Annotated in this window: 16 protein-coding genes and 1 other RNA gene; 7 read left to right on the forward strand and 10 right to left on the reverse strand. The window is 46.7% G+C overall.

Annotated elements, in window-relative coordinates:
• Positions 1–2: 2 nt before the first annotated feature.
• The 5 genes from CKQ84_RS06100 to rsmI all read right to left on the reverse strand — a co-directional run bounded on the left by CKQ84_RS06100 (position 3) and on the right by rsmI (position 2,737).
• Positions 3–257, reverse strand: a complete 255-nt coding sequence (locus tag CKQ84_RS06100) for a hypothetical protein (protein ID WP_105250519.1) — start codon at positions 255–257, stop codon at positions 3–5.
• 11 nt (positions 258–268) lie between these two features.
• The gene (locus tag CKQ84_RS06105) at positions 269–772 is read right to left on the reverse strand and encodes a hypothetical protein (RefSeq protein WP_105250520.1); all 504 of its coding nucleotides are present in this window, start codon (positions 770–772) and stop codon (positions 269–271) included.
• A 9-nt stretch (positions 773–781) separates the two neighbouring features.
• A complete protein-coding gene (locus CKQ84_RS06110) occupies positions 782–1,105 on the reverse strand; it encodes a DUF883 C-terminal domain-containing protein (protein ID WP_105250521.1) in 324 nt (107 codons plus the stop codon).
• Positions 1,106–1,477: 372 nt separating this feature from the next.
• Positions 1,478–1,829, reverse strand: an RNA gene (rnpB, locus tag CKQ84_RS06115) — RNase P RNA component class A.
• Between the two features lie 65 nt (positions 1,830–1,894).
• Positions 1,895–2,737: a 16S rRNA (cytidine(1402)-2'-O)-methyltransferase gene (rsmI, locus tag CKQ84_RS06120; protein ID WP_105250522.1), complete on the reverse strand. Its 843-nt coding sequence runs from the start codon at positions 2,735–2,737 to the stop codon at positions 1,895–1,897.
• Positions 2,738–2,825: 88 nt separating this feature from the next.
• On the opposite strand from rsmI, the gene CKQ84_RS06125 reads away from it, so the two are divergent.
• From CKQ84_RS06125 to dolP, 4 genes are all read left to right on the forward strand, one after another.
• Positions 2,826–4,727 carry a penicillin-binding protein activator gene (locus CKQ84_RS06125; RefSeq protein ID WP_105250523.1) on the forward strand — a complete coding sequence of 634 codons (1,902 nt, stop codon included), beginning with the start codon at positions 2,826–2,828 and terminating at the stop codon, positions 4,725–4,727.
• Positions 4,724–5,050, forward strand: coding sequence for a YraN family protein (locus CKQ84_RS06130; protein ID WP_105250524.1), 327 nt, complete (start codon positions 4,724–4,726; stop codon positions 5,048–5,050). The genes CKQ84_RS06125 and CKQ84_RS06130 overlap by 4 nt, the downstream gene beginning before the upstream one ends.
• Before the next feature lie 108 nt (positions 5,051–5,158).
• A complete protein-coding gene (locus CKQ84_RS06135; protein ID WP_105250525.1) occupies positions 5,159–5,752 on the forward strand; it encodes a phosphoheptose isomerase in 594 nt (197 codons plus the stop codon).
• Positions 5,749–6,315, forward strand: coding sequence for a division/outer membrane stress-associated lipid-binding lipoprotein (gene dolP, locus CKQ84_RS06140; RefSeq protein ID WP_105250526.1), 567 nt, complete (start codon positions 5,749–5,751; stop codon positions 6,313–6,315). The genes CKQ84_RS06135 and dolP overlap by 4 nt, the downstream gene beginning before the upstream one ends.
• A 75-nt stretch (positions 6,316–6,390) precedes the next feature.
• On the opposite strand, the gene CKQ84_RS06145 is transcribed toward dolP, so the two are convergent.
• The gene (locus tag CKQ84_RS06145) at positions 6,391–7,275 is read right to left on the reverse strand and encodes a DMT family transporter (RefSeq protein WP_105250527.1); all 885 of its coding nucleotides are present in this window, start codon (positions 7,273–7,275) and stop codon (positions 6,391–6,393) included.
• Between the two features lie 120 nt (positions 7,276–7,395).
• On the opposite strand from CKQ84_RS06145, the gene CKQ84_RS06150 reads away from it, so the two are divergent.
• Positions 7,396–8,268, forward strand: a complete 873-nt coding sequence (locus CKQ84_RS06150) for a LysR substrate-binding domain-containing protein (RefSeq protein WP_173913161.1) — start codon at positions 7,396–7,398, stop codon at positions 8,266–8,268.
• A gap of 61 nt (positions 8,269–8,329) precedes the next feature.
• Here the strand turns inward: CKQ84_RS06150 and trpS are convergent, their stop codons facing one another.
• The 3 genes from trpS to rpe form a co-directional block, all read right to left on the reverse strand.
• Positions 8,330–9,328 carry a tryptophan--tRNA ligase gene (gene trpS, locus CKQ84_RS06155; RefSeq protein ID WP_105250529.1) on the reverse strand — a complete coding sequence of 333 codons (999 nt, stop codon included), beginning with the start codon at positions 9,326–9,328 and terminating at the stop codon, positions 8,330–8,332.
• A gap of 68 nt (positions 9,329–9,396) precedes the next feature.
• Positions 9,397–10,074, reverse strand: coding sequence for a phosphoglycolate phosphatase (locus CKQ84_RS06160; protein WP_105250530.1), 678 nt, complete (start codon positions 10,072–10,074; stop codon positions 9,397–9,399).
• 2 nt (positions 10,075–10,076) lie between these two features.
• On the reverse strand, positions 10,077–10,751 hold the full coding sequence (gene rpe, locus CKQ84_RS06165) for a ribulose-phosphate 3-epimerase (RefSeq protein ID WP_012090481.1): 675 nt from the start codon (positions 10,749–10,751) through the stop codon (positions 10,077–10,079).
• Between the two features lie 276 nt (positions 10,752–11,027).
• On the opposite strand from rpe, the gene CKQ84_RS06170 reads away from it, so the two are divergent.
• The gene (locus CKQ84_RS06170; protein WP_105250531.1) at positions 11,028–11,393 is read left to right on the forward strand and encodes a hypothetical protein; all 366 of its coding nucleotides are present in this window, start codon (positions 11,028–11,030) and stop codon (positions 11,391–11,393) included.
• Positions 11,393–11,578, forward strand: a complete 186-nt coding sequence (locus tag CKQ84_RS06175; protein ID WP_105250532.1) for a DUF2970 domain-containing protein — start codon at positions 11,393–11,395, stop codon at positions 11,576–11,578. Before CKQ84_RS06170 ends, CKQ84_RS06175 begins: the two co-directional genes overlap by 1 nt.
• 18 nt (positions 11,579–11,596) lie before the next feature.
• Here the strand turns inward: CKQ84_RS06175 and CKQ84_RS06180 are convergent, their stop codons facing one another.
• Positions 11,597–12,436: a Dam family site-specific DNA-(adenine-N6)-methyltransferase gene (locus tag CKQ84_RS06180; protein ID WP_105250533.1), complete on the reverse strand. Its 840-nt coding sequence runs from the start codon at positions 12,434–12,436 to the stop codon at positions 11,597–11,599.
• Positions 12,437–12,446: the final 10 nt, after the last annotated feature.

Here is a 12,446-nt window from a genome sequence, read left to right on the forward strand (position 1 = left end):
TCTCAAGCGATGAGTTTGGTAATCCAACGCAAACCAAAGGTGCTACGCAGTAGTTTTACAGTGCTGTTGTGGCGCATTTGAAACAGGCAGCCAAGGCTAAAACTGACGATTAAACCTGGCGTCGATCCTATAAAATCACGACTGCTTTGCGCTAATTGTCGTTTCCTCATCAGTAACAAATCATGCTGCAACTGGCCTTGTTCCGTCAGCACAGTCAGCTTCAAATGCTGTTTTTTAAGTAACTGTTGAATTAGCATAGTCGCCCCTCCTATTTTTGATGTTCCGACTCTCGAGTCGAGAGCAAAAGCTGTAATTGCTGCCAAGTCTTCGAAAAGCCAGTTTGTGACAGCACATAGCCAAGACTACGCCAACACCAAAGCAATAAAACAAACTGTAGCACCACCAAAGCGATCACAGTGGCCAATAACGAACCGCTCAATTGAAACAGCATATAGCCCAACAGCAATAAAATACTGCCCCAGAATAACGTAATGCCAGTACCAAAACAGACGACTAAAGCCGCAGCAATAATCAGGCTACGCCCTGTTAACCGCCATTCTGCCGTTGCTATTTCCCCAGCCAACTTCAACTGCTCGAGATAGGCTTGCTTCACTGAACTGCTAAGAACAGCTATTTCAGCCAGTTGCTCCATTGCCTGATCAATAACTTTATGCTGGGCAGCAGCTGATGCTGTCTGCCCAGTTTTGGCGGTTTGCGCACTATGCTGGACGGGCCTTTGTTCTGGCGCCTCTGACCTTGCACGGTTTTGCATAAATCCACCTTAGCGACGGCGCAATAAAGCCGTTAATACCACGCCAGCGGCAAAGGCAATCCCAGCTGTAGCCAATGGATTTTGCGCTGCCAACTCACGGGTTTTGCTATAAGAACTTTGCAGTTGTAATTTGATTTCCTCCTGCTTGAGCGCCAGAGTTTCCTGTGAGCTAGCTGCCGTTTTACGCAAAGTGTCTTCTGCAACTGCGGCTTTCTCTGCTACTACATCAACAGCATGGTGCGTCACTTCAGTTGCTTTCGCTGTTGTGGGTGAATTTAAAGCACCGCTATCTTTACTGTTAGTTTGTTCTGCTACGCTTTTTGAACTGGCCATAGAAAGCCTCCTTGGTGAACACTGTGCAATGCAACAAGATGCTGCACTTTGCGTACAAACCAATGCAATGGCTATACCAAACAATATAAACGCATAAAAACAAAATGTTAGAGTTACATTATTTCTATTAACCCTCCCAGTTAACGGTAGAAGTTACCTGCATTGAGTAATTTTTACCTACAACGAAGAAAGACTAAAAATAGCTGTAATGGCGGCTAAACTGAAAGCTAAATAAGCGATAGACTGAAGGGACGGGAGAACGAGATAACTCTGATTTTTTAATGAGTTAATCAAATAAAATTTATCATTACTGTATAAATTAAAAAACAAAAAGCCCGTTTGTCATTACGACAAACGGGCTTTTTGTTGAATGAGGTGAGTTGGCCGATAAGCCGGGTCCTGTCTTGGACAGTCATTCATCTAGGCCTGCAATCGCTCACAGGCTCAAGCGACCTACCCGGTTCCAACGCGAGCCACGCCATACGGAACCCTATTTGGTCTTGCTCCGGGTGGAGTTTACCTTGCTACGAACTATTGCTAGCCGCACGGTGCGCTCTTACCGCACCCTTTCACCCTTACCGACCTGATAAATCAGGCAGGCGGTCTACTCTCTGTTGCACTTGTCGTCGGTTCGCACCGCCCAGGCGTTACCTGGCACCCCGCTCTTTGGAGCCCGGACTTTCCTCCCCGTTCTTGCGAACGCGGCGACTGTCTGGCCAACTCGGCGCGGATTATAGCCTAAGCCACCCTGATGCACCACAGATAATCCGCTCGTAACCGTTTTAGCGCTTATAAATCAGACTCTAGGCCGTATTTATACAGAGCATTCTTTTTAAGTCCATGAATTTGCGCGGCAATTGCTGCGGCTTTCTTCAATGGCAATTCCTCACATAAGAGTTTTAGCGTATTAATGGCGACGGTGGGAATTGCTTCATCATCACTCAAATGGTAGCCATGCACCATAAGCACGATTTCACCCTTCTGCTGATTCGGGTCAGTACTAACAGTGGCAAGCACCTCTGAGACAGGGCCAGATAAAAAAGTTTCGAAGGTTTTGGTCACTTCACGCGCCATGACGACATGGCGTTCGCCACCAAGCACTTCAACCATAGTCGTTAGACTGTGCTCAATGCGGTGTGGTGATTCATAAAATATCAGCGTGCGCGGATCTTCTTTCAATGCCAATAACTTATCAGCGCGGGCTTTTTCTTTAGAGGGCAGAAAACCTTCGAAAGAAAAACGGTCCGATGGCAAACCCGAGGCGCTCAGGGCGGTAATTGCCGCGCAAGGGCCGGGCAAGGGGATCACATTAAACCCAGATTGGCGCACATGGGAGACCAAGTGATAACCCGGATCGGAAATCAACGGGGTACCCGCATCTGAAATTAATGCAATCGACAGCCCAGCTGCAAGCTGATCGACAATCCACTGGGCACGAGCACGCTCGTTATGATCATGCAGCGCCGTAGTTTTTGTGGTAATGCCAAAGTGGCTCAATAACTTACCGCTGTGGCGAGTATCTTCACAGGCGATCAATGAAACCTGATTCAGCACCTCTATTGCCCGTGAGCTCATATCGCCCAAATTACCTATGGGAGTAGGAACTATGTAGAGTGCGACGCTTTGGTCCATATATACCTCTGTAATGACAGTGCCAAGACTTTCGTCAAGCGCGAGAGAAGGTTAAACTAGAGGCTGCATCTTACCAGAGTGAAGCCCAGTGTTAAAAAGCCTGAATACAACTAAGTTCGTTTCCGTGGCCATTTTATCGGTAATCTTGGCGGGTTGTGGCACTTCAACGCCCACCTCGACCGGAACTGCACCTACAGTGGCCACCTCTTTAGCATCCGCACCTTTGTCGGCCAATGTGTATTTGGCACAAGCCGCCAATAGCAAAGATCCGCAGCAGCGCGATACTAATCTGCTGCTCGCAGCCCATGCCTACATCAATGCCAACGACTACGCAGCAGCGCAGAAGCTACTAAAATCGATACAGCCAAGCTTGAATCAGAGCCCAACATTTCTGGCCGAACATAAATACTTGACCGCACGCGTGCTTGAACACACGTCCACCTATAGTGATGCACTTAAAGTTCTGAATTATCCAAGCAATTGGAGTTTGCCAAGCTGGCAGATGACGGCTTATCACCAATTCAAGGCGCATTTATATCAATTGAATAAACAGCCTATTGAGCAAGTGCGTGAACTGAGTTTACTGACGACTTACTTGCCCCCCGCCCAAGCCAACGAGGTGAATAACGTGATTTGGCAAGTTCTGCAGCCAATGCACGAACAAACCTTAAAAGCCTTTACCAAAGATGCTAAGACTCCTGTGTTTACGGGTTGGTTGCAATTGGCTTATATCGCGAAGCATTATGCTGTCGATCCGACACAGTTAGTACGCTACTTAGGCGAATGGCAGAAACAAAATCCTTATCATCCTGCAGCGGCTAAGCTGCCCGCCGATCTTGACAGAGCCTTAAACGCTAAGCCATTTACGCCAAAAAACATTGCTGTGCTGTTGCCGCTGACGGGCCCAAGAGCTAACGCTGCCAATGCAATTCGCCAAGGCATATTAGCCAGTTACATGGCCAAGCAAAATGACCAAGTCGCAGTCAACTTTTATGACACGGCAAACGATGCTGCCAGCGCTTACCAACAGGCGCTAACTGCGGGAGCCGAATTTATTATTGGCCCATTATTGCCTACTGAAATTGAACAACTGCAAGTGATCAATGCGGCAAACACAGCCACCACTAATACGGTGACTAATACTACCAACCCAGACAAAACGGCCAATACAGCAACAGCACCTGCTGCGCCTGTACCACAACTATTTTTAAATCAAGTTGATAAGTTCACCCCCGATCCGAATAGGTTCTACTTTGCATTATCTCCCGCACAAGAGGCGGCCGATGCGGCGGAGCATTTATATCAAGATGGCGTAACTATGCCGTTACTGCTCGCCAGTAACGATGCCCTTGGCAAACGCATGGCCGAAAGCTTTATTCAAGCATGGAAAAAGAAGAGCGATAACCCTGTCGAAGTTCACTACTTCGATGGCGGTGATAAAATGCGCACCACAGTACAAGATGCCCTTGGCGTGCGCGATAGCCAAGAGCGGATCGCCCGTATTAAAGAGCTGTTAGGCAATTCAGTACAAGCCGACTTCCGTTCACGCCAAGATATTGATGCCATTTATATGATTTCAACGCCACAGGATCTAACCCTGCTCAAGGCCTTTATCGACGTCAACTTTAGCGTTTTCACACAACCTGTGCCTTTATATACCTCAAGCCGCAGCCGAGTTGAAAATGAAAGCACACAAACGGCGCAGGATTTAAATAACCTGACCCTAAGCGACGCACCTTGGCTAATGCAAAACGGCGAAGAAAATCTGATGGTCAACACACTATTTTCGGGCTGGAATAACAGTCAGAAACGTTTGTTTGTTATGGGTTATGATGCAATGGATTTGATCGGCCGTTTGGCGCAAATGCGCTCATTCACAGGCTATCAATTCAATGGTCGCAGTGGTGCTTTATCTGTCAGTCCAGATGGCATAGTCAACCGCCAGTTAAGCTGGGGACGTTATGAAAGAGGTAGCTTCCGCCAGTTATGACTCTCGGACAGCAGGCAGAATCGCACGCCCAACGTTACCTTGAACAACAAGGCTTAACTTTTGTCGAACGTAATGTCCGCTATCCGTTTGGGGAAATTGATTTAATCATGCGCCATAAAAACCATTGGGTATTTGTCGAAGTGAAGTATCGTTCAGCAAATCAATATGGCGGCGCATTACAGGCCCTAAGCAGCGCGCAGATTTCGCGAATTCGCAAAGCGGCTAGCCACTATTTACAACTCAATAGACTCGATGTGCCCTGTCGTTTCGATGTCATCGCCATGGAAGCCGATCAAATTCATTGGCTGGTCGATGCCTTTTAAGCGCCAATAGTGAAAGAGTGACTACACAAATTATTTTAACGTCTGTGCCTCAACACGCTTGTGGAAATATGGCATGATAGCAACACTTTATCCTGAAAGGATTTATCCATGTTAGAACGCATTAAAGACAGCTTTACTGAATCTATCCAGACAAAAATCGATGCAGCCGAAGCACTGCCAGAATCCATCGCCAAAGCGGCCGAGATGATGGTGCACTGTCTTTTGGGTGGCAATAAAATCCTTGCTTGCGGTAACGGCGGCAGTGCTGGTGATGCGCAACATTTCTCAGCAGAACTGCTAAACCGCTACGAGATTGAGCGTCCCCCCTTACCAGCCATCGCTCTGTCTACCGATACTTCAACCATCACAGCTATCGCCAACGACTATAGCTATGATGAGATTTTCTCAAAACAGATTTTTGCCTTAGGTCAACCGGGCGACATTCTGCTAGCAATCTCGACCAGTGGTAACTCAGGTAACGTGATTAAAGCCATTGAAGCCGCATTAAGCCGCGACATGACTATCGTAGCGCTAACAGGTAAAGATGGCGGCGCTATGGCTGGCCTACTGAGCGTGAACGATGTGGAAATCCGCGTACCTTCAAATGTCACTGCACGTATCCAAGAAGTGCACCTACTGGTGATCCATTGCCTGTGTGACAATATTGACCGCACCCTCTTCCCACAGGACGAGCAGCAATGAGACACGCTGCCCCGCTGTTAATGGTTTGCTTGCTGCTTCAAGGCTGCGCCGGTGCCGTTATGGTGGGCGCAGTCAGTGGCGCTATGATGGCCAACGACGAACGTACTGTTAAGACTCAGCTTGATGATACCAATACTGATTTTAAGATCACCAGCGCACTGCTAGAGCAAGAAGATCTTAAAAAACAAACGAATATCACAGGTGTATCCGTCAATGGCAATGTACTTATGATAGGCCAAGCCCCTAACTCTACGTTAAGGGATAAAGCCATCAAGGTCGTACAAGATCTTAAGCTCGGCGGCAAAATACATAATCAAATCCGCATTGGCAATCCAACCTCTTTCACCACCCGCAGCAATGACACTTGGGTTACAACCAAAGTGAAGGGCCGCATGCTGAACGAAAAAGATTTGGATGTGACTCGCATTAAAGTCATCACTGAAAATGGTGAAGTCTTCCTGCTGGGGGTTATTCATCGCTCACAAGCAGACTTAGCTGTTGATATCGCCCGTAATACTGCTGGCGTGCGTAAAGTGGTGAAAGTATTTGAGTATGCTAAGTAATTTTGCAGTTTACCTATTTAAAACTTGAGCCTAAGTGGTGAGCTAACTCGCCCACTTAGGCTTAAACCCTCGCTGTTATTTTCCCGTGAGTGTATCCGCTATCTTAGGTGCCGATTTTGATAGGATCGATCCTAACCAAGGTAAAAACAACGAAGGTAATACGATTAAGGCTGCACCGAGCCAACTTAAGTTATCCAACCATTCATCGAACAACAACCAGCCTAAAAAGACAATAAACAACAAGCCTGTGTATTCCGCAATCGCGATATCACTCGCCTGTGCCTTGCGGTAAGCCAGCACACAAAACCAGTGATAAACCAATAAAAATGCGTTGCTCAGCAAGGCCACGCCCACCAGCTCCCAACTCAAACCCTCAATACCCTGAAACGCTGCAATCACTAACGTTGCCGGAATACCCAGTAAGTTATATAGCATTAGCGTTAGCACAGGATGCTCAGCATGGGGCACTTTTTTAAGTGCTAACTGATTCACTGCAAAAGTAAAAGCAGAAAACAGTACAGCAATGCCGTACCAGTTCATTTCACTCGGTCGCAGGATAATCAAGATGCCGACAAAACCTAAGCCAGTACAGATTGTCTGAGCAGCGGTGATCCTCTCGCTCAGGAAGAAATACCCCATCAAAATAATCATTAGCGGTGCGGAATAAAACAATGAGCTAACTGTCGCGAGCGGCAATGCCATTAAGCCAATAATTAAAAAAAGCGCGCCAACTGAGCCTATGTTGGCACGCCAAAGGTGAACTGAGATATGTGTCGTCATCGGACGCTGCGAATACAGCCACACTGGCAACAACATAAATACTGAAGAGATTTGCCTGGCAAGGAGGAAAGTCGAGGCACTCGCATCGTCCGGTAACCACTTGATCGACACATCATAGAAGGCACTGAATAGGTTGCCTACTATCAATAAAATCAAACCAATAACTACTGGGCGTTGCATTTTTTAACATCCATAAATCTCAATGGCGGCATGATAATCCTCGCAAAACTTAAGCTGAAATGATGCTTTCTCATGCTAGATGAATTAAATTCATACTAAAGCCTTTAGATATTGAAAATCATGAGAAAGCTCCCGCCATTACGCGCTCTACAAGTGTTTGAAGCTGCCGCCAGACAGCAGCATTTTTCTAAGGCCGCCGATGAACTGTGCATCACCCAAAGTGCAGTGTCGCACCAAGTGCGAGTATTAGAAGAGTATTTTGGCGAGCAACTGTTCGACCGTCAGGGGCGTAAACTGCAGTTAACGCCTAAGGGGCACGGACTATTTTTAGAGTTAGAGCGGATATTCAACGAGTTAAGCGACCTCAACTTGAAAGTACGCGATACGCCAAATCAACAGCTCTGCCTAGCCGTTTACAGCTCATTCTCAGTAAAATGGTTGATCCCAAGACTCGCCGATTTTCGCCGCCAATATCCGAGCGTGAAAATCCGCCTCGAGATGATCACCCAAGATCCTGATCTAAGCACCAGCACCGCGGATATCTTCATCGCAGGTAAGCTAAATCAACGTGGCTATTGGCAACAGTTACTGCACAAAGAGCGTTTAATTCCTGTATGCAGTCCCAGTTTTTACCTTAAATGGCGCGACATAAGCCTGAGTAATTTCCAGCAACAAGCTCTGCTGGTGGTTGATGAAGGCCCGCTCGGACTCGACTGGCATAAGTGGTCATCGGCGCACCAAATACCACTCGATAACGAACAACAGCATGTGTTTAGTCATATTGTGATGGCGATTGAAGCGGCGATTGCTGGCCAAGGCTTAGCCCTAGCGCCGGACTTTATGGTGGCTGGCGATATCACCACGGGGCGTTTAGTCGCCTTGAATCTTCCCGATGTGCATACCGGATTTGAATTTACCTTCTTTTGTAAGCAGCGCCGTTTATCAGAACCTGCGATTGCCGCTTTCTCATCTTGGCTAAAATCACAGGCTTAGGATGAATTTACAGGTACAAAAAAGCCGACGCGAACGTCGGCTTAATTTATCGTTCGATTGATTACACTAACAAACCAATCTTCTCATACACTTTCTTCAGGGTCACTTCGGCGCGCGCCTGCGCACTCTGTGCACCAGCTTTCATCACTTGGTCTAAGTAAGCGCGATCGCTACGAATCGCACGGTAACGCTCTTGCAGTGGCTCTAACATACTCACAACCGCTTCACCTGCCACACCTTTCAAATGGCCATACATCTTGCCTTCAAACTCGGCTTCTAGGCTCGCAATGCTTTGCCCTGTCACACCCGACATGAGACTCAGCAGGTTAGAAACACCCGGTTTATTATCCACATCAAAACGCACGACTGGCGGCTCATCACTGTCTGTCATGGCTTTTTTCAGCTTCTTCAGCACTGATTTCGGATCTTCTAGCAGGCCGATAACATTATTACGGTTATCGTCTGACTTAGACATCTTCTTTAGCGGCTCCTGCAGTGACATGACTTTAGCGCCAAGCTCAGGAATAAACGGCTCAGGAATGGTGAAAGTATCACCATAGGCATTGTTAAAACGAGTAGCGATATCACGCGTTAACTCAAGGTGTTGCTTCTGATCTTGGCCAACGGGGATTTCGTTCGCTTGATAAATCAGAATATCCGCCGCCATCAACACTGGGTAGCCAAATAAACCCACGTTGATGTTGTTAGCGTGCTTTTGTGATTTATCTTTAAACTGAGTCATGCGGCTCAACTCGCCCATTTGGGTATAGCAGTTTAATGCCCAACCCAATTGCGTATGTTGTGGCACCTGTGACTGGATAAACACTGTACTCTTTTTAGGATCGACGCCACAGGCCAAATACAGGGCTAAGGTATCTAAACACGCTTCGCGCAACGCTTTAGGATCTTGGCGCACGGTAATGGCATGCAAATCAACGACACAATACAGACAGTCGTGGCTATCTTGCATCGCAACCCATTGACGCAATGCACCCATGTAGTTACCTATGGTTAATTCGCCGGACGGCTGTGCACCGCTGAGTACTATGGGTTTGGTCATTACGTCATTGCTCCACTATCTATATATAAAAAGACTAAAAAAATCGACTAAAAAACAGGTAACCCCCATTACTTGGTAGGTTTTACCCAGTTCAGAATCTCACTAAATTGCTCACATACGGCATCTGGGCCACTGAGCCCAATATCTTCACCGTAGTTGTAGCCGTAGGTCAAGCCGATTGACGCTATCCCAGCCGCTTTCGCCGCTAAAATGTCGTTTTTAGAATCGCCGACCATCAATAACTCAGTTTTCTCCAATTGCCACTCATGCAATAAGTGCTGCAGCGGCAAAGGGTCGGGCTTCATCTTCGCTAAGGTATCACCACCTAACACTAAGCTGAAAAAGTCGTTAATCCCAAAGGCATTGAGTAATGGCATGGTAAAACGATAGGGTTTATTAGTGACAACCGCTAACTTAAAGCCTGCATCAAACAAAGTTTGCAGCACTTGATGCACGTCGCTATACAGCGCACTGTGCTTTTCAAGATTTTCTTGATAATGATGCATAAAAATCGGCATGGCCGTATCAAGCGCGGTCTGCTCAACATCCGTACCCAAAGCATGACTCATAGCACGGCGCATTAACATTTCGGCGCCGTTACCGACCCAAGTACGCACTTGCGCCTCAGAGCAGCTCTTCAAACCTAACTCGGCTAAGGCTTCCTGCGTGGCAACGGTTAGGTCAGGCACACTGTCGATCAGCGTGCCATCAAGATCAAACGCTATCGCTTTAATCTCATCCCACATGGCTATGCCCCAACTTTAGCAAGTTCGGCACGCATCTCATCAACAACGGCCTTATAATCGGGCTTGCCGAAAATAGCCGAGCCCGCGACAAACATGTCCGCACCGGCGGCCGCGATTTCGGCGATATTGTCGACTTTAACGCCGCCATCGACTTCTAAACGAATATCAAAACCACTGGCATCAATACGCGCACGCACTTGGCGCAGCTTATCTAAGGTTGATGGAATAAAGGATTGACCACCAAAACCAGGGTTCACTGACATCAATAAGATCACGTCGAGTTTATCCATCACATGGTCAAGATAATGCAGTGGTGTCGCAGGATTAAACACGAGACCCGCCTTACAACCGCACTCTTTGATAAGCTGAAGAGTGCGATCGACGTGCTCAGAGGCTTCAGGGTGGAAAGTAATAATAGACGCGCCCGCTTTAGCAAAATCAGGCACGATACGATCAACTGGCTTAACCATCAAATGCACATCAATATCAGCGGTAATCCCATAGTTACGCAGTGCTTGGCACACCATAGGGCCAATCGTTAAGTTAGGAACATAGTGATTATCCATCACATCAAAATGTACTACGTCGGTTCCCGCATCTAACACAGCTTTTACATCGTCACCCAAACGGGCAAAATCGGCAGATAAAATTGATGGAGCAATCAAGAATGGACGCATAAAACACTCGCTGCTATTTGGATAAAAAGTGCCTTATTTTACCCTGAGCCAAGCTAAGCCTCTATAGCTAAAGCCACATTTCTGGCAATTGATCCGCTATGCCTATGTCAGCAAAGCAGCACACTCTGCAGCTATCGCAGTAAATTGGGGCTTAGATTCGGTAAAATAAGCTAATATTTCCGAGCATTTTGGCTGGAATTGATAATTTTTTGTTCATAAACTAAGCGAGTTTGTTATACTCGAGGCGCAGTGCTGGTTCATTCCAAAGGAAGCGTTATGATGGAGCGGTTTAGTCAGTTTTCACACTATGTTAGGTCGGTGACATTTAAGTCATCTATGATGTTGGCATTTACTGCAGTTGTAGTGGCCACGCTAGCTTTTGGCGTTGAAAAACTTACGGAAAATACCGAAACTGCATCTTGCGCTTGTAGCAATGACACTCGTTACAACAATGCACTGCCCAGTAGCCACCCTAATAATCGCTGCGCCGATCAAGCACAAACCTTAAGCTGGAAAACGTGGCTTACAGGTAAAAACCGTTCGAGTCAGTTCCACTTTGTCGATCTACTTGAACTATTACATGGTCATCAAGATAAACCTATGGATGATCTCAAGCCCACTACGTCGCATCTCGCCTATTAATGCTTAGCCGCATTTGGCAAGTATTCCACAGTACCGTTGCCGCCTTTTTCGGGGTACAAACTAGCGAAAATCGTAAAAAAGATTTTCAAACCAGTTCCCCATTGCCCTACATAGTGATGGGCATAGTATTAGCTGTCATCCTAGTGGCAAGTCTGATGTTTCTCGTAGGACAAGTGCTGAGCTAAACGTTATTTATGTTGAAACTAGTCGTCTTTTGGATCGTAGTTTTCATCATATAGCGCCATCAACTCATCCACTTTGTTACGACCACTGCCATTTTGGCTAATGTTGCGTTGCACTTGAATTTTCGCTAAATGCGCGCCGCGATATAACTCGCGAGTTAATGGAATATCGTGATTACTAATCAATACCGGAATACCACGCTCTAACGCGGTATGGCGCGAATGACGAGCCAGCAGTGCTTGATCGTCTAAACTAAAACCGGCACCAACATATGTCGTGAAACTGGATGTAGTAGATAACGGTGCGTAAGGTGGATCGCAATAGATAACATCGCCACTGCGTGTCTGTTCAAAGGCTTTTTCGTAACCAATGCATTTAAACTCAGCACGTTGCGCTTTTTCAGAAAAGGCCCAGATTTCCTTTTCGGGGAAATAAGGTTTTTTATAGGAGCCAAAGGGCACATTGAAGCCACCCTTACGGTTATAACGGCATAAGCCATTAAAACCATGGCGATTTAAATAAAGAAAATACACAGAACGCTGGAAAGGGTCGCGACATTTATTAAAGTCGGTCCGCACCTGATAGTAAGCTTCCTTTTGATTCATCTCGTCGACAAACAATGCTTTAGAGGCGGCAATGTATGCTTCTGGTTGATGCTTCACTATCTGATATAACTCGATCAAGTCCTGATTAATGTCACAGAGCAGGTAGCTAGGATAATCCGTATTCAAGAAAACGGATCCTGCACCCACAAACGGCTCGACCAAACGGTCTCCTGCGGGTAAATAACTGGCTAAATCATCCACCAATTTAAATTTACCGCCAGCCCACTTAAGGAAGGCTCTGTGTTTTTTTATCATTTAACTTGAT

Source organism: Shewanella sp. WE21, from assembly GCF_002966515.1.
Classification (GTDB): domain Bacteria; phylum Pseudomonadota; class Gammaproteobacteria; order Enterobacterales; family Shewanellaceae; genus Shewanella; species Shewanella oncorhynchi.

What these genes read in the sequence shown, in the direction of transcription:
- CKQ84_RS06100 (WP_105250519.1), bottom strand. Translation starts at nt 257, where the DNA reads ATGCTAATTCAACAGTTACTTAAAAAACAGCATTTGAAGCTGACTGTG.
- CKQ84_RS06105 (WP_105250520.1), bottom strand. Translation starts at nt 772, where the DNA reads ATGCAAAACCGTGCAAGGTCAGAGGCGCCAGAACAAAGGCCCGTCCAG.
- CKQ84_RS06110 (WP_105250521.1), bottom strand. Translation starts at nt 1,105, where the DNA reads ATGGCCAGTTCAAAAAGCGTAGCAGAACAAACTAACAGTAAAGATAGC.
- rsmI (WP_105250522.1), bottom strand. Translation starts at nt 2,737, where the DNA reads ATGGACCAAAGCGTCGCACTCTACATAGTTCCTACTCCCATAGGTAAT.
- CKQ84_RS06130 (WP_105250524.1), top strand. Translation starts at nt 4,724, where the DNA reads ATGACTCTCGGACAGCAGGCAGAATCGCACGCCCAACGTTACCTTGAA.
- CKQ84_RS06135 (WP_105250525.1), top strand. Translation starts at nt 5,159, where the DNA reads ATGTTAGAACGCATTAAAGACAGCTTTACTGAATCTATCCAGACAAAA.
- dolP (WP_105250526.1), top strand. Translation starts at nt 5,749, where the DNA reads ATGAGACACGCTGCCCCGCTGTTAATGGTTTGCTTGCTGCTTCAAGGC.
- CKQ84_RS06145 (WP_105250527.1), bottom strand. Translation starts at nt 7,275, where the DNA reads ATGCAACGCCCAGTAGTTATTGGTTTGATTTTATTGATAGTAGGCAAC.
- CKQ84_RS06150 (WP_173913161.1), top strand. Translation starts at nt 7,396, where the DNA reads ATGAGAAAGCTCCCGCCATTACGCGCTCTACAAGTGTTTGAAGCTGCC.
- trpS (WP_105250529.1), bottom strand. Translation starts at nt 9,328, where the DNA reads ATGACCAAACCCATAGTACTCAGCGGTGCACAGCCGTCCGGCGAATTA.
- CKQ84_RS06160 (WP_105250530.1), bottom strand. Translation starts at nt 10,074, where the DNA reads ATGTGGGATGAGATTAAAGCGATAGCGTTTGATCTTGATGGCACGCTG.
- rpe (WP_012090481.1), bottom strand. Translation starts at nt 10,751, where the DNA reads ATGCGTCCATTCTTGATTGCTCCATCAATTTTATCTGCCGATTTTGCC.
- CKQ84_RS06170 (WP_105250531.1), top strand. Translation starts at nt 11,028, where the DNA reads ATGATGGAGCGGTTTAGTCAGTTTTCACACTATGTTAGGTCGGTGACA.
- CKQ84_RS06175 (WP_105250532.1), top strand. Translation starts at nt 11,393, where the DNA reads ATGCTTAGCCGCATTTGGCAAGTATTCCACAGTACCGTTGCCGCCTTT.
- CKQ84_RS06180 (WP_105250533.1), bottom strand. Translation starts at nt 12,436, where the DNA reads ATGATAAAAAAACACAGAGCCTTCCTTAAGTGGGCTGGCGGTAAATTT.